General features: G+C 56.7%; 17 protein-coding genes. All 17 read right to left on the reverse strand.

Annotation, left to right across the window (positions count from 1 at the left end; all coding sequences use genetic code 11):
• Window positions 1-6: 6 nt before the first annotated feature.
• Window positions 7-3,921: a type IX secretion system sortase PorU gene (gene porU, locus RDU76_06555; GenBank protein MDQ7798587.1), complete on the reverse strand. Its 3,915-nt coding sequence runs from the start codon at window positions 3,919-3,921 to the stop codon at window positions 7-9.
• A 256-nt stretch (window positions 3,922-4,177) separates the two neighbouring features.
• A complete protein-coding gene (locus RDU76_06560; protein MDQ7798588.1) occupies window positions 4,178-5,023 on the reverse strand; it encodes a prepilin peptidase in 846 nt (281 codons plus the stop codon).
• Window positions 5,024-5,038: 15 nt separating this feature from the next.
• Complete coding sequence (rimO, locus tag RDU76_06565; GenBank protein ID MDQ7798589.1) at window positions 5,039-6,391, reverse strand: 30S ribosomal protein S12 methylthiotransferase RimO; 1,353 nt, start codon at window positions 6,389-6,391, stop codon at window positions 5,039-5,041.
• Window positions 6,378-7,406 (reverse strand): hypothetical protein, encoded by a 1,029-nt coding sequence (locus RDU76_06570; protein MDQ7798590.1) that lies wholly within the window; start codon window positions 7,404-7,406, stop codon window positions 6,378-6,380. The genes rimO and RDU76_06570 overlap by 14 nt, the downstream gene beginning before the upstream one ends.
• Complete coding sequence (locus RDU76_06575) at window positions 7,403-7,933, reverse strand: phospholipase D-like domain-containing protein (protein MDQ7798591.1); 531 nt, start codon at window positions 7,931-7,933, stop codon at window positions 7,403-7,405. The genes RDU76_06570 and RDU76_06575 overlap by 4 nt, the downstream gene beginning before the upstream one ends.
• Window positions 7,930-8,277 carry a DUF3795 domain-containing protein gene (locus tag RDU76_06580; protein ID MDQ7798592.1) on the reverse strand — a complete coding sequence of 116 codons (348 nt, stop codon included), beginning with the start codon at window positions 8,275-8,277 and terminating at the stop codon, window positions 7,930-7,932. Before RDU76_06580 ends, RDU76_06575 begins: the two co-directional genes overlap by 4 nt.
• Window positions 8,278-9,027: 750 nt before the next feature.
• Window positions 9,028-9,444: a PaaI family thioesterase gene (locus RDU76_06585; protein MDQ7798593.1), complete on the reverse strand. Its 417-nt coding sequence runs from the start codon at window positions 9,442-9,444 to the stop codon at window positions 9,028-9,030.
• Complete coding sequence (locus RDU76_06590) at window positions 9,434-10,564, reverse strand: HD domain-containing protein (protein ID MDQ7798594.1); 1,131 nt, start codon at window positions 10,562-10,564, stop codon at window positions 9,434-9,436. The genes RDU76_06585 and RDU76_06590 overlap by 11 nt, the downstream gene beginning before the upstream one ends.
• A 328-nt stretch (window positions 10,565-10,892) precedes the next feature.
• Window positions 10,893-12,683: a GspE/PulE family protein gene (locus RDU76_06595; protein ID MDQ7798595.1), complete on the reverse strand. Its 1,791-nt coding sequence runs from the start codon at window positions 12,681-12,683 to the stop codon at window positions 10,893-10,895.
• 395 nt (window positions 12,684-13,078) lie between these two features.
• Entirely contained in the window at window positions 13,079-13,573 is a 495-nt protein-coding gene (locus tag RDU76_06600; protein ID MDQ7798596.1) for a YajQ family cyclic di-GMP-binding protein, read from the reverse strand.
• A 134-nt stretch (window positions 13,574-13,707) separates the two neighbouring features.
• A complete protein-coding gene (gene lolA / locus RDU76_06605; protein MDQ7798597.1) occupies window positions 13,708-14,334 on the reverse strand; it encodes an outer membrane lipoprotein chaperone LolA in 627 nt (208 codons plus the stop codon).
• Entirely contained in the window at window positions 14,334-16,553 is a 2,220-nt protein-coding gene (locus tag RDU76_06610; protein MDQ7798598.1) for a DNA translocase FtsK 4TM domain-containing protein, read from the reverse strand. Before RDU76_06610 ends, lolA begins: the two co-directional genes overlap by 1 nt.
• Before the next feature lie 13 nt (window positions 16,554-16,566).
• Window positions 16,567-17,286, reverse strand: a complete 720-nt coding sequence (locus RDU76_06615) for a 2-phosphosulfolactate phosphatase (protein ID MDQ7798599.1) — start codon at window positions 17,284-17,286, stop codon at window positions 16,567-16,569.
• Window positions 17,287-17,292: 6 nt separating this feature from the next.
• A complete protein-coding gene (locus tag RDU76_06620) occupies window positions 17,293-18,411 on the reverse strand; it encodes a type IV pilus twitching motility protein PilT (protein MDQ7798600.1) in 1,119 nt (372 codons plus the stop codon).
• Window positions 18,412-18,417: 6 nt separating this feature from the next.
• Complete coding sequence (gene efp, locus RDU76_06625) at window positions 18,418-18,975, reverse strand: elongation factor P (protein MDQ7798601.1); 558 nt, start codon at window positions 18,973-18,975, stop codon at window positions 18,418-18,420.
• Window positions 18,976-19,001: 26 nt separating this feature from the next.
• The gene (locus tag RDU76_06630; protein MDQ7798602.1) at window positions 19,002-20,078 is read right to left on the reverse strand and encodes a Xaa-Pro peptidase family protein; all 1,077 of its coding nucleotides are present in this window, start codon (window positions 20,076-20,078) and stop codon (window positions 19,002-19,004) included.
• Window positions 20,079-20,158: 80 nt separating this feature from the next.
• Window positions 20,159-21,586, reverse strand: a complete 1,428-nt coding sequence (locus tag RDU76_06635) for a tetratricopeptide repeat protein (GenBank protein MDQ7798603.1) — start codon at window positions 21,584-21,586, stop codon at window positions 20,159-20,161.
• Window positions 21,587-21,652: the final 66 nt, after the last annotated feature.

Consider the following 21,652-nt stretch of genomic DNA (forward strand, 5'->3'; position numbering starts at 1 on the left):
GTTCCATTAACGCATTATCACTAATTTTCCGAACCCGGAGTTTTCCAGGCCGTCCTCCCGGGCGGTTATCTTATAAAGATACACCCCGTTGGCCGGGATGCTTCCCCGGTCGTCCCTTCCGTTCCAATGCACCTGGTTGTAACCGGCGTTCAGGTTCTTGGCGGGGATCTCCCGGATCAGGTTCCCGGCCACGGTGAATATTCTGATGACCACATCCCCCGGCTGGGAAAGCATGAAAGTAAAATAGGTCCCGTCCTTCAGGGGATTGGGAAAATTGTATATCGAGGATACCTTCAGTTCGGTCTCCACATTGATCGCATTTTCCCACAGTCCCTTCCTCAGCCTGGTATCATAGGCTTCCACCCGGACGGTATATTTGCCGCTGGTGATAAAATTATAGGCGTACTCCGCCGCGCCCGTTGCCAGGGTATCGTTGGAAAGGCTGTAGATAAAATCCTTGGCGATATCGGTTGAGATCAATTGTTTTCCGTCTTTTATAATGGTGAATTTTATCTCGCCGTATTTGGAGACGCCGGGGGCGATGTTGATGCCGCTTCTATCCGATATCTCCACCCGGAACCTGGCCTGGCTGGGCAGGTAATCGTTCTGCTTCAAGGCCAGCCCCCCGGCGTATACCGTTATCTTCGGGGCGGAAGTATCCTGATAAGTGGTGTCGGGATCGGGGTCTACCCCGCCTATCCAGATGGTGTCGGAGGTAACCCCGGCGGCATCCACCGATGAATTCCAGGCATAGGCCCGGATCCCGGCTCCCGAAACCGGACCGGTATGCAGCTGGTCCGGTATGTTGACGACTGTTTGAAAGCTGTCATTGACCACCGGGAACTCCCCCCGGAAGACGATGTCCCCGGGAAGCAGAAAGTTAAAATCGGTGTTCAAATGAGGGATATCCCTCAACTCCAGCATCACCCTGCCCGAAAAATTCCCGGAAGCCTGAACAATCCCGCTGATATTATATCGCCCCTGATTGTAAAGGGTGTCGGAGCTGATGGTGATATCAATCGGGTTTTGGGGCTGGCTGAACCTGATCCCGGGGTCGCCCAACAAAGTGTAGCACTCATTGTTGATAGGATCGACCGAAATAAACTTAGCGTATAACACGGATGTTCCCAAGTCATAAAGCGAGTCAAATAGAGCGTGATATAAATTATAGTTCAAGTTTTCATTACGCCCCACAAACCCTTCACGGGTGCTTCCAAAGGAGGCTACGGCCCCGCCGGAGGCCTTGGTGACCACCAGGGAATTGATGCACTTGTAATAGGGATTGTCGAAACGGGAGACGCCGCAGGAAGCGGTTATCACCAATGGCAGACGGCTGTCGTTTGCCAGATAGGGTATATCGGTATCACGAAAGTACCACTCGTGGCCCCAGGTCCACCAGGCGCCATGGCCGATAAAATTGATTATACCCGCTCCTTCATTCCAGAATTTGTTAAGATCGGCCCTGGCTTTGGGCTTGTAATCACCCTCCAGGGGATAGCTGATCCCATATACCTTCTGAACAGAATATATTTCCGGCAAGTATCCGTATAATGTTTCAGTTGCGTTCTTATCATCATCATCAGCTACCAACAATGCCTGAGACCGCCAGGGATAAAAGGTGTTGGGTGAATCGTAATTGATCGTTTTATTTACCACCGCCCAGGCCTCCTCGCTGTTGGCTGCCGGCAGGCGGGCGATGGAGAACTGGGGATACAGGCCGGTGGTAAAATATGCGTACCAGTCATCGTGGGAATGCAGTTGATACTCCTTCAGCATAAAATAAAGAACATCCTCTTGATGGGCGGGCACCAGATTGGAATTGGCGATGGAACGGTCGATATGCCGGTAGTCGTAGGTGCCGTTTCCAAAAAGAACGCACCAGACCGGGCTGGTTCCGCCGGAGTTTGTATAAATATATTTAAGAAAGTTGCGGATGGCCGCCGGGTCGCTGAGACCAAAGCCGAACTCATTGTATATCCATGAAAGTTTTACCGCCCGGGCCGGTTGCTGCTCCAACTTGTTTTTATGATGGTTCAACAGTGCCTGGGCCTGGGGCCAAAACTGATCGGCAGCGATGATAAGATATTTAACATCGGCCAATGATTCTCTCAAACGATTTGGATCATAGGCCTCAATTCTGCTCGGTTTAAGCCAGACAGAAGCTGCGGAAGCGCAATATTTATTGTCTTTTTTCCACCCATCGTCAAACTGAATATAGGCCGGAAACATCTTTGAGGTCTGCAGAGACTTCGGGGCCTCGGGATCAGAGATATCCAGCAATTGGCAGCTGTCGGAATTGAACCCGGTCAGATAGAAACGGTTAACATATTGGCCCGAAGAATCAGCTCGGAACTTAAGGTCACCTTTGTAGGCCTGATATTTGCGTGAGTAGGCTAATTCCGCCCAGTTGAAATATATGGCATCGGTAGTATCCGCATCTTCCTTTAAAAGTCTTATTGTCAGAGCGTTGGTTGCATCCTGCAGATTATCGATACTCGTTGAATCGGTCAATTCCCTGCTGCTGATCGGCTCGTGACCACCATCGGCTGTCGGTCCAGGACTGCCGGTCCACGATAAATCTTTAGTGGTTAGCCCATTCAATCCCCATACAAAATGATGCTTGGAATATATGCCGGCCCTTAGTGATATGCGCAACTTCCCGTTTGTTCCTTGTACCCCGGGGGTGGCCAGGTCATACGAATATGTCCGGCTGTTTTCCGAAGTGGCCCTTCGCATATTGGCCCAGTAATAGAACTCGCCGGAATTGAAGGGATTGAACTTGTCCTGTTCAAAATGCAAAGTATCGGCAAAAGACTGTAACGGTTGCAGGTTTCCCGGGCCGGGTTCGCAATTTCTGACCTGCATGCGCAAACCGTTACCGCCGCCCCAGGTCAGCCAATAGCAGTTGGTGTCGGCGTAGGGGTTGAAGAACTGCGGGGTGGCCAATTTTGAATTCTTGTGCCAGCCCGACAGGTCCTGCCCGTAGAATATTATCTGATCGCCCTGGTCGAACCGCCCGTCCTCCTGCCCCCGGACCAATATGGCCACCTGTTTCATGGTGTCCGGCGCGGCGATGTTCCGGTCCTTGGGCAGGGCCGCCGAGCCGCCGGAGAAGATCTTGATGGTCCGGGGATCGATGACCGCCGGGTCGATGCCGTTGCGCAGCAGATACTCATAATCCAGGCGGTAGACGCCCTCCTGCAGCACCGATAATTTGTACCAGACGGAATGGCCGTCAAAGGGGTCGGCCGCTTTTGATTTGATGGTCTTTTCCGAGATCTTCCAGTTGCGGCACTGGGGATAATTGATCAGCAGTTTTGAGAATACCGGGGCAAACGCCGGATCCGGCCGGGGATGGTTATCCCGCCCGGCAATATCCCAGCTGACCCTGACCAAAATTCTTTTGTTCAGCCTTAATACGCCCGCCAACGGATCGTATTGGACCGGGCTCATCTTTATTCCGGCGATGTTATATTGCCGCAGCCTTTCGACCGACGCCAGGATGGCAATTGCCCCGGGAAACATGCCCGCCCGGCCGTAGATCGAAGGGTTTTTGATGTTTTTATATTCGCCCAAGCCGGGCTGCTCAGATGATACCAGTGCGGGGACCGGGGCCAGAGAAAAATCGCGGATATCCTCCGATTCAACGGATATGACCTGCACCTTGACCCGGGCCCCTTCCGGAACACCCAGGCTGATCGGGTGCTCCAACGTAGCCGGCGCGCCGGGCTCCTCAGCCGTCTGGCAGCCGGGCAGAAATATGGTCTGCTCCCCATCGACATTAAGCTTGAACTCCGGCTGTTCCATGCTGTATTCGATGAGGGCGGAGTAGGCATCGGCCGAAACCAACCTGGTCTCCGCCCTAAGCGGGCCGCAGGCCGCCATGATCAGCATCAGGATATATGTGATCTTTTTTATCATATTTTCAATAATAATAAAAACCGGTATCCCGTTAAGAGACCCGGCTTTTGTGGAGTTAAGATAACAGTAAAAGCCAGTGTCGTTTAAATATTTATATGCCGAAACGTGATATTTATCAACTTTAAGTTGGTAAATACCTCCAAGTGCTAAATATTTAAACCAGGGTCACTGACTTTAAGATACTTATATGATCTCCATTTAATCTACCCTAACTATAATCTAAATTGGGTTATTTGTCAAGGGGTTAGATTGCTTTTTACATCCCGAAAAGGCTTAAATAAAACCCCAGCAATTCCCTGCCCCAGAAAAGGGACAGGATGGCGCCCCAGGCCAAAAACGGCCCGAAGGGAACCATGGCCTTGGGCTTTATTCCTTTCGGAGCTTCACTTTTTTTAGCCCGGCCCAATAGGATCAGCAGCACACCGACAACCGATCCGGTCAGGAAGGCCAGGAAGAAACTTACCAGCACGGCCTTCCAGCCGAAAAAGGCCCCGATCATGGCCGCCAGCTTGATGTCCCCCCCGCCCATGGCCTCCTGTTTGAACACCTTTTCCCCCAGCCAGGCCGCCAGCCAAAGGAATCCACCCCCCAGCACCACGCCGATGGCGCTGTCCGCCAAGGGCCACAGCGACAGGACATCCCCCCGGCCGAATACCGTTTGGTCCACCGGAAGTCCGAAGGTAGCCAGGGCCGCCAATAGAAGACCCATAGCCAGACCGGAGAGGGAAAAGACATCGGGGATGATGTAGTGTTCGAGGTCTATGGCCGAGATAACCAGCATGGCCCAGACGAAGGGTATATACCCCGCCAGTTTCCAATCGGCCCCGAATTTAAGATAGACCCCCAGGAATAAAAGCGCGCTCAATAGCTCCACCAGCGGATAGCGCCATGATATCTCGGCCTGGCAGCTGCGGCATTTCCGGCCCAACAGCAGGAAACTGATCACCGGAATATTGTCGTACCATTTGATCCCGGTCAAACACTTGGGGCAATGCGAAGGAGTGAAGACGATCTCCTCTTTGCGGGGTATCCGCCAGATGCAGACATTGGCGAAGGAGCCGAACAACAGCCCCAGGATGAAGATTATAATTCCCTGAAACATCTTTTGCCTGTCATATTATTTTATGATGAATCCGCCCAGATCATAAGCCCAGGCCTTCTCCAGGGCGGCCTGATAAATTCTGCCCGGAACCAGGGGGCGGGAACAGCGGATATATATCTTGCCGTCTATCTCCGGGGCCTCGCCATCGCTCCGTCCGAAGTATTGATAACCGGACTTGAATGGGATATTGTTATCACCCTTCGTCATCCGTCCTTCAATGATAACCAAAACAGGTTGACCCACTCTTAACCGATTTTTGGCAGAAGAAACCTTTTGCTGCAATCGCATCAAAGAATCCAACCGTTGGAATTTTATTTTTTCGGAGACCTGACCAGTCATCTTGGCGGCCCTGGTCCCCGGCTCTCGGGAATACGCGAAGACCCCCACCCGGTCCAGTTTCATCTCACCGGCAAAATCATGCAGTTCGGAGAAATCCTCCGCCCTCTCTCCGGGGAACCCGATGATGAAGGTGGTGCGCAGGATTATCCCGGGAATTTTGGCGCGAAGTTTGTGGAGCAGTCCGATTATTCTCTGCTTCGTCACCTTTCGTCCCATTTTCGCCAGAAGCCGGTCGGATACATGCTGCAGCGGGATATCCAGGTATTTTACTATCTTCTTCTCCCGGGCAATTATGTCTATCAGCTCATCGTCGATATGGGCCGGATGGGTGTAGAGGATGCGGATCCATTCCAGGCCATCTATTCGGGCCAATGCTTTCAGCAAACGGGGAAGGCTGCGCCGGCCGTAGATATCCGAACCGTAGGCGGTGGTGTCCTGGGCGATCAGGTTGATCTCCCTCACCCCCCGGCTGACCAGGATTTTGGCCTCCCGGATGATCTCCGGCAGCGGACGGCTGCGGAATCTTCCCCTGATGGACGGTATCAGACAGTAGGAGCAGCGGTTGTCGCAGCCGTCGGCTATCCGCAAATAGGCCCAGCCCGGCCCGGTGCTGACCAGGCGGTTTTGATAGAATTGCGCAGAGTAATTGCCGGCCTTGGCCGGGATGGAATTTTTCCTGCCGTCTTCCAGCGCCGCCAGGATATTGATGTAACCGTGAACGCCCACCAGGCCGTCTATCTCCGGGATCTCTTTTTTCAATGACCGGCCCATCCTCTGGACCAGACAGCCGGTGACCACCAGCCGGAACCCCAGGTTCTCTTTTTTCATTGCCAGGGCCGATATCTCGGCCAGCCCTTCCTCCACCGCCTCCTGCAGGAACCCGCAGGTGTTGACGATCACCGTCCCGGCGTCATTGATGTCATTGGTGAAGCGGTATCCCTTCTGCGCCAGCTGGCCCATCACGGCCTCGGTGTCGATGCGGTTCTTGGGACAGCCCAGGGAGATGATATGGACGTTATTGGACAGCATCGGAAGTTAAGAATACGTTCAGATCGCTTTTTTTGACCAGATAATCACGGGAGGAGAATTTGAATTCGTATCCCATGTCCTTATTTATGCCATCCATAAATTTATTTATGGGATTGGTATCGGTCCGGATCTCCACCAGGCCAGGGAAATCATTCACCAGCTTTTTGTACATCGCCGCTTTGAGCCATTTGCCCAACTGCCGGCCCCGGTAATCACGGCGCACCCCGGTCATGAACTGATAAATCGACCGGGGATTGTTCCTATCTATGGCTACGTTGCTCATGGCTACCATCTGCCGGTCACCGGCAAACAACAGATAGCTGTAGACGATCCGGTTCTTTTGTTTGTCTTCCTCATACGCCTTTCTGATCTCATCCGGGGTCACCTGATAGTCATCGGCTATGGGGTCGGGCGGCATTTCCTTTAGCAGGACCGTGAATAATTTGCAATACTCTTCCAGATGTATTTCAGGAATGATCTGATGGAATTCCAAGCGCAGATCCTTGTTTTTCCCCGGAATGGTTTCCAGCCATTCATTTATGCTCCCGATATCGGCTTTGGCAATCTCTAAGACATATCGGTTGACGTTTCGCTTGATAACGCCTTTGAAGGCTGCAGCCAGCTGTTCATTCAGCTTCCCGGCCGAACCGAAGGTCACGGAATCGTGTTGGGATGAATAACCGTTGATCTCCCCGGCCAACAGTATTATCAGGTCCGGCGGAACGGAATCTCCCAGATAATCGAAAGCCATTCGCACCTGTTCAAAGGTTGTCCCCTTTCCGGTTATCTGAAACGACAGCCAACCGTTGAGGCTCCCTTGGCGGAGGACCAGGGATAACACATAGCCGGCCTCCGGATCCATCCTGTCCAGGTAGGCTTTTTTGAATTGTTCCAGGGTTTCGGGCAGGTATCTATTGTTGCCCTGCAACTCTAATTTTCCCCGGAGATCATAGAAGTCCAGCCATTCCTGCTGGGTGAATCTATCAGGCATTGCCCGGATCAAGGTATGCTTCATGACATTTCCCGGTATTCAAAACAATATTTCTTTCGTTTGCAGGCGGAACAAGGCTGCCCCATCCATAACTCGTCAAACTGCTTCATGACCAGCCCCACCAGGGCCGGATCCCTGGTGATTATGCCGGATTCGAAATTGCGCTTACCGTCGCACTTGGCGCCCATCCCGGCCCCGGTCAGGTTGGCGCTGCCGGAATAGGCGAATTTGCCGTCCACTATCACCGACTTGAAATGTATCCGGGGGCACAACAGTTTTTCCATGCCGCTGATCAGGTTGGGATACCGGTCGAAATCCTTCCTGAAGTTGGGGCCCGGCTCCTTGGCGTGGATCAACCGGATGGACACATTGTCTTTTGCCAGTTGCGAGAGAAGTTTTAGAAAGGGGACCTTCTTTTTCCCCTGGTCGATGTAAAGGTCCTTCAGGTCGGAGGTGCCCATCCACAGGAACTTTTGGGCGGCCGGGATCTCCTGCAGTATCACCTTCCGGTAGATCTCGGCATCGGAGATGAATTCCAGGTCGTATCTCATTTCAGGGTTTTTCGGATATCATCCAGCACCTGCCTGGCCTCCGGGACCATCCCGAAGAATTCATTCAGCCTGACGCAGGCGTATTCCGGGCAGTGGGCACAGCTCTCCAATTCTTTGGCCCGGCCGCACTCCCGGATCTGGCAGACGCGGCAATGCCCAAATAAAAGGGTCCCTTCGGAGGTACACCCGTCGCAGAAGATATCCTCCGGCTTGATGTCGGCGCCGTAGATCTGGGACCAGGTGGCGGCGGTCTTCCGCCGCAGTTCGGGATCGTCGGCGTACCGGGCGATGTAAGCCGGACAGGCTGTGCAGTCCAGCCCGCAGAAAGAGATTTTCTTGTTCATATTTTAACTCGTTTATTTTTGCGTGTCACCCTGAGCATAGCCGCATGCCTAACAAACCGAACGAGTGACGATATTTTCATTCATTATGATAAGAAATATGATCTTTTATGGATTCCCGCCTACGCGGGAATGACATATCATTGGCGTGTCGAAAATTTGATGAGAGGATTCACTTCTTGGCCGGACCGACCAATTTCCCGGGTCCCCGCCTTCAGCAATTTTGCTTTGGCTGAAACGGACGTTAAGAATTCATTGCAGCGATTATCACCTCGCCCTGGTCTAGGAATTTAGTCCGTGGATATACCTGCCACCGGAAATTGCTGGGCGGGTAAGGCTCTTTTGTTACTTTTCTGGCCTACAGAAAAGTAAGTGCCAAGTTCTCTGGATTCCTGCTTTCGCAGGAATGACACGGCAGACCGGCAAAAGCGAAAAGCATCTGTGCTCTTTGTGGTTTAAATCCCTCGGATTGCTTCGTTTGTCGATCTTAGAAGGCACCTCGCAATGACTACTCCCTCTCCAGATTTATTTGGAGAGAGCCTGCACTGAGAATACCCCCATCATTTTTCTACCGAAGTGGTCGGGGTGAGGTCAAAGCCTGGATTCCTGCTCCCCGCCTTCGCGAGGACAAGCTTCACAGGAATGACAACTGGAGATTGCTTCGCCGCTATGCTTCGGTGCAGTCCTCGCAATGACACGTGAGTTCGCTAAAAGTAAAAATGTTTTGTGCCTTGGTGTCTTTGTGGCAAATAATCACCTCTTGGCCGGTCTTACCAGTTTCCCGCTGGCGCTGGCCAGGATATTCCCCTGCCGGTCGGTTATCTCCGATCCGGCCTCCACCATCCGGCCCTTGTCGTTTAGCACCCGACCGGCCAGGATCACCGATTCTCCTATCTTGACCGGTTTTTTAAATCTGACTGTCAGCTCGGCGGTGACCGCTCCGGAGGCCCCGCCTCCGCCCTCAGAGCCGCCTACGGCGTGGGCCAGGGCCTCGTCCAGCAGCGTTGAGACTATTCCGCCGTGCAGTATCCCCTGCCAGCCCTGGAATTTTGCCGGGGGAACGAATTCCGCCCGGCACTGCCCGGCCTGGGGATAGGAGAATTTAATTTGAAGCCCGTCGGGGTTATTGCTCCCGCAGGCAAAACAAAAATGATCGTCGTTAAGCTTCATGCATCCCCCGGGGAATGTCGAACTTCAACGGCTCGGGGATGAACACTTCGTGAATGCACTTCAGGGCGTAATCGTCGGTCATACCGGCGATGTAATCGCCCACTATCACCGGGGCCGGGGTCTTTTCCTTTTTATAAATGTCATGATACTTTTCCAGGTGCCGGCCGAAGCGGCGGAACAGCGGGACCGGGTCATGGGCGTAGCGCTCGTTGTCCTCCCCGTATCTTTGGTAGACGCTGGTCAGCTCCTCGAACAGGGTCCTCAGGATCTTCTCGCTGAACAGCCCGTATTCCTCCAAGGGCGGCGAGGTGTAGATGTTCTTCATGTTGAAATCGTACAGGGCCTTCATCAGCTGGTGGTTCTCCTCGGACAGCGAGATGCGCCCGGTGCGCTGGGTCTGGGTGATGATGTCCTTGACCAGGGTGTCGATGATCTCGCCGTTCTTGCGCCCCAGCTTCTGCTTGATGCCGGACGGCACCTGGTCCTCGTCCACCAGCCCGGCCCGGATGGCGTCCTCCAGGTCGCGTCCCAGGTAGGAGACCTTGTCGGCCATCCGGACTATGGCCCCCTCGTATGAGGCCGGATAGATCCCCAGTTTCTTGATGCCTTCCAGTTCCACCTTGTCATTCCGGGGGGAGATCTCCTTTTCGTACTTCTCGCCGCAGTGGCAGATGATCCCGTCCCGCACCCCGTAGGTGAGGTTGAGCCCAGCCCCGTCGTTGGCCAGCTGGTCCACCACCCGCAGGGCGTACAGCTCGTGGTGGAATCCTCCCTGGTCCTTGAGCAGATCCTGCAGCACCTCCTCCCCCCGGTGCCCGAACGGGGCGTGCCCCAGGTCGTGCCCGAAGGCGATGGCCTGGGCCAGGTCCACGTCCAGGCCGAAGGCCCGGCAGATGGCCGAGGCGATGGTGGCCACGTGCAGGGTGTGCTCCATCCGGGTGCAGACATGGTCGTTGTCCGGGGAGAAGAACACCTGGGTCTTGTGCTTCAGCCGCCGGAAGGGCATGGAATGGATGATGGCGGTCTGGTCCCGGAAATACGGGCCCCGGATGTCCTCCTCGCGGGGGCGGACCCTTTCGGTGTAAACTTCAGGCTTCAGCGGGTTCTTCAGTTCTTGCATAAAAACTCCTATTACTAATCCCGGCGATTGATTGCAGTCCTTGAGAATTCAAACACCGCCAAGACGCCAAGTTCGCAAAGTTTACTGTTTAAGGGAATTCAACACTTAACCCATAGGCCCGATCCATTAGCGTTCTTTGCGCCTTTGCGGTTAAAGCCCGTGGATTGCTTCGTCGCTATGCTTCGATGCCATACTCGCAATGACGAACGATAGTTGAAAGTTCAAAGTCGAAAGTTAAAAGAATAAAAGTCTCTGTGCCTTTGTGTCTCTGACCTCTCCCTGCCCGACGGCTTCCCTCCCCGCTGCGGGGAGGGAGTGAGGGTGTGGTCTACCCCGAGACGGAGTAGACCTCCTCGTAGGTGGTCACCCCCTCGATCATCTTGCGCAGGGCCACCTGCTTGAGGTCCATCATGCCGTCGGCGGCGATGGCCCTGTTCAATTTGTTGATGGTGACGGTGCGGGTCAGGGCTGCTTTTACGTTCTCGGTCATCTCCATCACCTCGAAGATGCCAGTGCGCCCCTTGTAGCCGGTGTTGCGGCACTCGCTGCAGCCCTCGCCGTAATACAGCTTGGATACCTTCTCCTCCAGCAGTTTGTTCTCGGGATCGTCCGGCCCCACCTCCCGGATGGCGCGGCAGTGGGGGCAGATCTTGCGCACCAGACGCTGGGCCACTATCCCCACCACGGTGGAGGCGATCAGGTAATACGGGATGCCGATGTCCATCAGCCGGATGATGGCCGAGGGCGAGTCGTTGGTGTGCAGGGTGGTCAGCACCAGGTGCCCGGTGAGGGCCGACTGGATGGCATGGTCGGCGGTCTCCTTGTCCCGGATCTCGCCCACCATGATGATGTCGGGGTCCTGGCGCAGGATGTAGGGCAGGATGTTGGCGAAGGACACCCCGGCGGTGTGCTGGACCCCTATCTGGTTGAAGTCCTCGATCACCATCTCGATGGGGTCCTCCACCGTGATGATGTTGACGTCCGGCGAGGACAGCGATTTGAGCGAGGAGTACAGGGTGGTGGTCTTGCCGCTGCCGGTGGGCCCGGTCACCAGGATAATGCCGTTGGGCCGGTGGATGAAGGCGTTGTATAATTGATATTCCCGGGGGTAGAATCCCAGCTGGTCCAGGTCCTGCATCAGCACCTCGGGGTCGAAGATCCGGATCACCACCTTTTCGCCGAAGGCCACCGGGATGGTGGACACCCTCAGCTCCATCTCCTTGCCGCCGTAGCTGGTCTTGATCCGGCCGTCCTGGGGCCGCCGCTTCTCGGCGATGTTCATCCGGGACATGATCTTTATCCGTGAAAGTATCGGGGCGTGCAGGGCCCGGGGGATGGTGTAGATGTAGTGCATCACCCCGTCGATCCGCAGGCGGACGTAGGATTTCTCCCGCTTGGGCTCGATGTGAATGTCGCTGGCCCGCTGGTCGAAGGCGTAGTGCATCAGGTATTCCACCGCGCTGGTGATGTGCTGGTCGTTGGCCTCGATCTCGTCCTGGCCCCGCAGCTTGATGTACTGCTCCAAATTTCCCAGCTCGGTGGAGGTGATCCGCTCGGACTCGGCCGCCTGGACCGAGGCCCTAAAGCCGTAGAACTCCCGGATGATCTTCAGCACATCGGTCTTGGAGGCCAGCACCAGGCTGACCTTGATGTTCTTGGCGATCTGCAGGCTCTCGATGTGGTCCAGGTTATAGGGATCCACCACCGCCAGGGTCACCAGGGTATTGTTCTCCTCTATGGGCACCACCAGGTGCCGCATGGCGTAGGGCTTGGAGATGTGCGAGGTGACCACGTCCAGTTTGAGCTTCAAGGGGTCGATCTTTTTATACTCCATGCCTGATTCCTCGGCCACCGCCCGGGTGATGTCGTCCTCGGACAGCAGGCGCCCGCTGCCGTCGGGTATCAGCAGGTTGAACGAGGAGATGATCTCGGCCGGGGTGATGATGTTGGCGGCCTGGTACTGCCTCCGGCTGGCGTTGGTCTCCTGGTATTTCTGGAGCTTGGCCCGCTGGGCGTTGCCCTTGATCTGGACATCCTGGTGCTGGTCCTGGGTGATCTTCCCCTTTTTGAGGAGCACCTCCAGCACGTATTCCACGGTGAGATGGGTGGGTTTTTTCATATGATCTAATTATTAGTGTTGCAGGGGGATGGATGAAATATTATCGCAGATAGAGGGGTAAAATGCAAGGGGAGAATAAAATTCACCCTCCGTCCTCCCGGACCTGTCTGTAGGGAAGGTTTCAAACCCTCCCCTACGATATTGGGCCATCCTGTTGGTTTGGGCGTTTCGGACACGGCGCGCCGTGTATTCAGCCGGACATGCATGTAGGGGCACGATGCATCGTGCCCCTACGATAAATCGCAATAATACAGACCTGGATTCCTGCCTTCGCAGGAATGACATGTTAGGCGGACATGTGGGTCAGGGCGATTTGCCAATCGCTCCTACGGTATACGGGCATACAAAAATCCCCTCTCCAAATTCATTTGGAGAGGGGCAGGGATGAGGTCGGCCTATGTCGTCCTATAATTGGTGTATTGCAGGGCCAGCCCCAGGTCGTCCTCCCGGAACAAGGCGATCACCTTCTGCAGGTCGTCCTTGTCCTTTCCGGAGACCCGCACCTGCTGGTCCTGGATCTGGGCCTGGACCCTGATGCCGCTGGCCTTGATCCGCTTGACCATCTCCTTGGCCTTGTCCATGGGAATGCCCTGCACCAGGTTCAGCTCCTGGCGGATCATGCCCTTGGCGGCGGTATCCACCGGTCCCAGCTCCAGGCATTTTACCGACAGCCCGCGCTTGACCATCTTGCCGTAAAGGATATCCAGCATGCTCTTGCGCTTGAACTCGTCGCTGGCCAGCAGGGTGATCTTCTCGGGGCCCAGGTCGATCTGGCAGTTGGCGCCCTTGAAATCGAACCGCCCGATCATCTCCTTCTGGGCCATCACCACGGCGTTCTTCATCTCCTGGGCGTCGATCTTGGATACGATATCGAATGAACTCTGGCTCATGATCAGTTGTTAGATATTAGTTATTAGATGTTAGTGTGAACCGTGAACCGTGAACTGTAAATTGTAAAAGGAGAACTGTGAATTCTAAACTGTTAACTGTCCGCTATACCCTATTCGCTATACGCTGGTATTTATCAATTGGCGTCGATCAGCTTGGCATTCTTGGGCACCACAAACTGGAAACGGTCGTCCTTGATGCCGGAATTGGTCTTGATCTTCGTAAAGATATACTCGCTGGAATTGTCGTCATGGTCCACCACGTCTATCCCGGTGATCTCGTAGGTCATCTTGTCCACGATGATCTTGACCTCCTTGAACAGGTCCTTGAACTCCGGAATATCCAGCCAGCACTGATGATTGCCATTGGTCTTGCAGCTGTTCTTGACCTTTCCGGTCAGCAATTTGTCCAGGGGGTTCAGCAGCACCAGAAAATCCCTGGTCTCCTCGATATTGGTCCGGATCACCTGCTTGTCCTTCTCCAGGAACAGCCACAGGCTCTTTCCGTCGCAGACCACCTGCTGAACCTCCGGCTTCTTGATGTCCATCCTCAGTTTGTTGGGGCGTTTCATCTCCACCCTGCCCTGGAAGCGGTGGCAGGTGCCGGTGGCCGAAGTGCAGGAGATCAATTCCAGGTCGGCCTTGAAATCGGAGACGTTCTTGTACCTGGCCCTGACCTGGGCCATGATGGCCTCCGCCTCCTGGGCCCAGGACATCCCGGAGATCAGCAGTAAGGCAGCCCAGAGAACAGCCGTTTTTTTCATCAGTCAGCCTCCTGGTCTTTGATTAATACTTCGCGGGCCTTGCTTCCATCGAAGGGGCCCACCACGCTGGCGGCCTCCAGCTGGTCTATCAGCCTGGCCGCCCGGGAATAGCCCACCTTAAGCCGGCGCTGCAGCAGCGATACCGATCCCTGCTGGTGCCTGACCACCAGGGCCTTGGCCTCCTCGAAAAGCTCGTCCTGGCCGTCCTCCCCGGCCGAACCCTCGGGAGGCAGAGCCACCTCCATGCTGTATTCGGCATTGTTATTCTCGGGCTGGCTCTCCGGGGCCGATTGGTCCTGCCCCTCGGTGACCCCGTACCATTGCTTGATGAAACTGACCACTTTTTCGGTTTCGGCGGTGGAGATGAACGGCCCGTGCAGCCTCTGGGGCTCGGCCTTGCCCGGCGGCATGTAAAGCATATCTCCCCTGCCCAGCAGGGTCTCGGCCCCGTTGGCATCCAGCACCGTGCGGGAGTCGGTCTTGGAGGCCACCTGAAAGGCGATCCGGGCCGGGAAATTGGCCTTGATCACCCCGGTGATGACATCCACCGATGGCCGCTGGGTGGCCAGGATCAGGTGTATCCCCACCGCCCGCGACATCTGGGCCAGCTTGGCGATCCGGCTCTCTATCTCCGAGGCTTCGCGGGAAAGCATCAGATCAGCCAGTTCATCTATAACTATAAGCAGGTACGACATCTTTTTGTCGGACTTGCGGTTATAATCACTGATATTGCGGCATCCCTCCTTGGCCAGCACCCGGTACCGGGAATCCATCTCGCTTACCGCCAGGCGGAACACCTGCACCACCTCCTGAGAATCGGTGACCACCCCCTCGATGGTCCGGGATATCGGCTTATCGCCGGTATTCTCCACCTTGTACTGGAACTGCAGATGCGGTATGCCGCGATAGATGGACAGTTCGATCCGCTTGGGATCGATCATGATGAAGTGCAGGTCCTCCGGGGTGCACAGGTACAGCAGGCTGGTGATGATGGTGTTAAGGCAGACGCTCTTGCCCGACCCGGTGGAGCCGGCGATCAGCAAATGCGGCATCTCCGACAGATCGGCCGAAAAGGATTCTCCGGTGATGGTCTTGCCCAAGGCCATGGTCAGCGGCCCCTCCTGGGTCCTGAAATTGCCGGACAAAAAGAGGTCCTTCAGCATCACCAGCTTGCGATGCATATTGGGTATCTCTATGCCCACCACCCCCTTGCCGGGGATGGGGGCCAGGATGCGGATGCGGTGGGCCTGCATGGCCAGGGCCAGGTCGTCGGACAGGTTGGATATTTGGTTGACCTTGACCCCGGGGGCCGGCTTGAACTCGTATCGGGTGACCACCGGGCCGGTGTAGCGGTCGGTGATCTCGCCCTCGATGCCGAATTCCTTGAGTTTCTCCAGCAGGATCTCGGTCTTGTCCTCCTCCTCGACCTCGGCCTTGTCCCGATCGTCCTCCAACAGCGCCAGCAGACGGGCCTGATAATCGTTGCCCAGCTTGGTGAGCCGGGGTTTGGATTCGGCCCTGGGCTTGGCCGGTTCCTTGGCCCGGACCGGCTTGACCGGCTGGTCCGGTTCTTCAACCGGCGTTTCCGGCTCCGAATTCTCGTTCTTAGCTGCCGGCCTCTTTTTAAAGGTCAATTCCCTGGGCGCCTCCTGGGCCTTTTTTAGCCCGTCCTTGACCGGCTTGACCGCGATGTTGAGCCAGTGCTGAAAATTGACCTCGGTGCCCACCAGCAGCAGGATCAGGAAAAGGCCGGATATTATCAGCCAGCCTCCCACCGGGCCGAAGGTACTGCGGGTCAGCTCGGATAAAAAGGTGCCCGCCACCCCTCCCCCGGCTAAATAACCGGTATAGTAAGGAACCTGCAGCAGCCCGAGGGTGGCCAGGCACAACAGGGTGAAGGTCAGGAAAAGCAGGCTGTTGATCATGGAGCGGCCCAGGGGCTTGTGCCTCAGCCAGATCCATCCCCAGATCAGCAGCAGCGCGCTTAGCAGGAAGCCGGCGTAGCCCAGCAGATGGACGGCGCCATAGGCCAGCATATCGCCCAGCGGCCCGCCCCAATTGGCCCGGGTCCAGTCCTGGCGCCATTGGTGGCTGTCGCTCCCGGAAAAAGAAACCAGGCCCACCAGCAGGAACAGGCCCAGGATCATCACCGACAGCCCGAAGATCTCCCGGCTGCGGCTTATTTTAGCCTCTTTTTTTGTCTTGCTATCCGCTTTCATCAAGTGCTTTTCGTTATGATTTCATTATCCGGCCGTCCTTGAATACCGGCACGGTTCTGGATATATCCAGCTGGGAGGCGTATTTCAGGTCCTCCAGGTAGCCTAAGGAGACCAGATAACCGCCATGCTGGCTCTGCTTGAAGGCCTTCAGCAGGGATTTCCCCTCCTTCTTGTAAAGGGAGACGGCCATTCTGGCGCCGTCGGTAAGGATGGCCTCCGGGTTTGCTTCCCAGACCAGCCCGGCCAGCAGCCCGGCGCACAGCATATCCTCCAGGGAGAAGCGCCCCAGTTTTCCCGAGCAGATCAGCAGGATGTCGCTGCCGCCGGAGGCCAGAAATCCGGCCACCGCCCCGGCGTTCAGAAAACCGGCGATGGAAAGCACCGCCGCCGGCTTGGCCCGGGAGATGACCGAGGTGCCGTTGGTGGTGGACATCAGCAGGGTCTTGTTCTTGACCACCGGCTCGGTGAATTCCAGGGGGGAGTTCCCCAGGTCGAAGCCGTTGATCTTGTTGCCATCGCGCTCCCCGCACAGGATCACGTTCTCCCGGCCCAGGGTCTCGGCCAGCCGGGTGGCCTCCTCCACGCTGGGGCAGGGAATGATGTCCCGGCATCCGGCATCCAGGGCGGCCACCATGGTGGTGGTGGCCCGGAGCACATCGATCACCGTGGCCGAACGGCCCGACAGGTTGATGTCGTTCAGCTCGGAGGGGGTTAAAATTACGTCTATCTGCACTGTTTTTTATTTCTTGGTGGTTGACGGATCGAAGGTTTCCCAGCCCCGGGAATCGGTGGACTCGATGCCCCGCAGGCGGAGCTTGAACTCGTCGGGGTTGGTGACGCTCTGGATGGCGGTCTCGTAGGTGATCAGCCCGTCCCGGTAATGCTTCATGATCGACTGGTCGAAGGACTGCATGCCGTATTGGGAGCTTCCCTCCTGGATCAGCTGGGGGATATCCATGGTCTTGATGGGGTCCAGCAAATAATCCCTGATGGTCTGGTTGTTGATCATCACCTCCACCGCCGGGACCCGCCCCTTGCCGTCGGCCCGGGGCAGCAGCCGGAGAGAGATCACCCCCACCAGGGTGGCCGAAAGCAGCACCCGGACGTGCTCGTGCTGGTGCGGCGGGAAGAAGGAGATGATTCGGTTGATGGTCTCCGGGGCGTTAAGGGTGTGCAGGGTGCTGAACACCATGTGTCCGGTATCGGCCGCCTGCAGCGCGGTGGCCAGGGTGGTCTTGTCCCGGATCTCCCCGATCAATATCACATCCGGATCCTGCCGCAGCACATGCTTCAGGGCGGCGGCGAAGGTCTTGGTATCGGTGCCTATCTCCCGCTGGCTGATCAGGGATTTCTTGTCCCGGAAGATGAACTCGATGGGGTCCTCCACCGTGATGATGTTGCGGTTCTCGGTCTCGTTGATGAACTCCAGCATCGAGGCCAGGGTGGTGGACTTGCCCGAGCCGGTGGTCCCGGTCACCAGCAGCAGCCCCCGGTTGCTGAGGGCCAGCTCCTTGGTTATCGGCGGCAGCATCAGCTCGTCGACCTTCTTGATGTTGAAGGGAATGGCCCGCATGGCCAGGGCCACCGAGCCCCGCTGCATGTAAACATTCACCCGGAAGCGCCCCAGGCCGGCCACCCCCATGGAGAAATCCAGCTCCTTCTCGTCGGCGAACAGCTGCTGCTGGTCCTTGGGCATCAGCTGCAGGGCCACCTGGCGCAGCTCCTCCGGAGACAGGGGGGGCTCCTCCAGGGGGCGCAGGAACCCGTCGATCCTCAGCACCGGCGGCAGGCCGGCCTTGAGATGCAGGTCCGAGGCGTTCTCCTTGACCATCCGCTCCAAGGTTCTTTTAAGATCCATCTTCTATCACACTCTTTCCAAATATTTTCCGGTCCGGGTGTCAATTTTGAGCACATTCCCCTCATTGATGAACAGCGGGACCTGCGCCACCAGGCCCGATTCCAGGGTGGCCGGTTTGGTGACCGATGAGGCGGTGTCGCCCTTGAAGCCGGGATCGGTCTGGACCACCTTCAATTCCACCGACATGGGCACCTCCACCCCGATGACCTCCTCCTTGTTCATCAGCACCTGGACCTCCATGTTCTCCTTGAAGTAAAGCCTGATGTCATGGACCATCTCCTCGGGCAGCTCCATCTGCTCGTAGGACTGGGAATCCATGAAATTATAGGTCGAGCCGTCGTTGTACAGATACTGCATCTTGCGGCGCTCCAGCCGGACCTCGGTTATCGATTCCCCGGAGCGGTAGGTGCGTTCGATCACCGCGCCGGTCTTGACGTTCTTTAATTTTGTCCGGACGAAAGCCCCGCCCTTCCCGGGCTTGACGTGCTGGAACTCCACCAGGTAGAACAAAACCCCGTCTATATTCAGCGCCATGCCGGTCCTGAAATCTGCTGTGGATGCCAAAACCTACCTCCTTGATTATATGCGTTCTATGCTTTGATGATTATCAGTTTTTTGGTCGATCGGCTCAATATCCGGCAGTCCCCCTTGGCCACCACCACCAGGTCCTCGATCCGGACCCCGCCCCACCCCGGCAGGTAGATGCCCGGCTCTACGGTGACCACGGAGTTATCCGGCAGGAGGTTCTCGGCTTTCATGCCCACCCCGGGGGCCTCGTGGACCGCCAGGCCCACGCCGTGGCCCAGGCCGTGACCGTAATATTTCCCGTAGCCGGCATCATTGATGATTTTGCGGGCGGCCGCATCGGCCTCCCGACCCCTGACTCCGGCCCTGACCGCCCTCAGCCCGACAGCCTGAGCTTGGGTGACGATATCGTATATTTTAAGGTGCTTTTCGGATGGTTTGCCCAGGCACACCGTCCGGGTCATGTCGGAGTGATAGCCCCGGTGGATGGCCCCGAAATCCAGCACGATAAAATCGCCTTTTCTCACCTTGCGGTCGCTGGGCTGGGCATGGGGCAGCGCCCCGTTGGGGCCCGAGCCCACAATGCTGTCGAAGGAGGGGTTGTCGGCCCCCAGCAGCTTGAGGGTGTGGTCCAGCTGGGAGGCGATCATCTTTTCGGTCAGGCCGGGCTTGATGAACTTCACTATCCCGGCAAAGGCCTGATCGGCTATCTGGGCGGCCCGGGCGATATTCCGGATCTCATCGCCGGTCTTCACCTGGCGCAGATTTTCGGCCATCCCGCTGGCCGGGATGAATTTCTTCCCGGGCGCCAGCTTCTGCAGCTGCAGGAACTGGGCATAGCTCAGGTTCTGATCCTCGATGCCGATCTTTCTGGACCTTACAAAGGCCGGCAGGCGGATGAGCTCCTCCAGCAGGCTGCTTGCTATGATAGTGGTCCTGGCATTTTTGACCTCCCTGGCCGACTGTTCCTGGTATCTGAAGTCGGTCAGAAAGTCCGCCCCCCGGGAATTCACCAGCAGCATCCCGGAGCTGCCGGAATATCCCGCCAGGTACCTGATGTTAATCAGATTGGTGAACAGCATGGCGTCCAGTTTCTTCAGACCCAGGGTTTTTTTAATGCTATCGATACGGTTGTTGGCCATTGAGCGCAACTCCTAAATATTTCATCAGAGACGGAGGACCGCCCCGGGGCATTTTAAAATTTGCCTGGACGGGGATATTGCTACTTTTGGATCTGGGACAGCCAGGACTGAAAACTGCTTACGGTGTCATCGGCGTTGCCGGCTTTCTCCCCGGATTTGTCTTCGGGCGCAGGCTTGGCGGTCCCGGCGGCTGGTGCGGTCTCCTCCGGAACGGCTGGGGATGTCCCGGCATCGTTGAACAGGGCGCCGAAATCCATGCCCGAAGCATCCCCGGTCGGTTCCGGGGCTTTCTCCTGGGCCGCCGGAGAGACGGCCGGTTCAGGGGTTGTCTCCTGGGCGGGAGCCGGCGCAGATGTTTCGGGAATGACCGGTTGGACCGCAGGTTCTTGCTTTTTATCCGATGAACCGAACAGCTGGGCAAAGGGATCCTCGGCCGGCGCCGGCATTTCACCTTCGGTCACCGCCGGAGCAGGCTTCTCCGGGGTCTTTCCCGCCGCCGCTTCAATTGGCGCCTCCAGGGCCGGGGCATCTTCCGGGTAGGCCTTCTCCAAAAGCTCATCCATCCGGTTCTTGTATTCCTCGTTATCCGGCTGGGCGGAGACCAGTTCCTTGTAGATATCTATGGCCTTCTCCAGAAAGCCCTGCTGAACATAGATCTCGGCCAGGGTGCTGGTGGGTCCCTGGGATTCGGCCTCGGTGGCTTCCGGCCGGGGCTCCTCCGCCGGTTCAGCGGCAGCGGAGGGAACCTCTGCTTCAGCCGGCGGGACCTGGGTGGTTTCCGACTTGGTTTCTTCTTCAACCGCAGTCGGCTGATCAGCAATGGCAACCTCGGCGGCCGGCTCCTCGGCCAACACTGGCGGCAAAGCGATCTCCGGCGATCCCTCCTCGGCGGCCGGCTCCGCTTCAGCCTGCAGCACCTCGGGCATGACGGGCATCTCCTGAACAAACGCTTGGGGCGCCGGCTCAGCCGGGGAAATTACCGGCCCGGCCATGGCGGTTTCAGCTGGTGCGGTTTCGACGACCTCGGCCGCCGGCGGGGCGGCTGGCTCCGGCTGGGGCGGCGCAGCCTCGGCCTGCGGCTCGGTCTGCATCAAGCTTTTAAGCTTGGCGGTCTTTTCCGACAACTCGGCATCGGCCGGCTCCAGGTCCAGGACCATCTGGTAATATTTCAGGGCCTCGGGATACATGTTCTGTTTTTCGTAGGTCTCGCCCAGCAGTTTATAGCCCACCAGGTTCTGCATGTCGTTCTTGATGGTCAGCTCGAACTCCTCCCGGGCCAGGGCGTACATTCCCTTGGCCAGATAGCAGCGGCCCAGTATCAGATGGGCGATGGCGTAATTGGGGTGGTTCTCCAGGCCTCTTTTGGCAGTGTCTATCGCTTCATCCAGAAGATCCGATTTACGATAAGCGTCGGCCAGCTGGGCAAAGACCCTCGATTTGGGGTCAGCCTGCAGTTTTTCGCTGAGCTGTTCGATCTCCGGAGAAAGTTTTACATTTTCCTGGGCCATATCCTTAACTCCCTTAAATTTGCAAATTGATAGGCGGCATCAACCGGAAGGCATAAAATCTAAGTT

The sequence above is a fragment of the Candidatus Edwardsbacteria bacterium genome, from assembly GCA_031082425.1.
In the GTDB taxonomy this organism is placed as follows: Bacteria; Edwardsbacteria; AC1; order AC1; family EtOH8; genus UBA2226.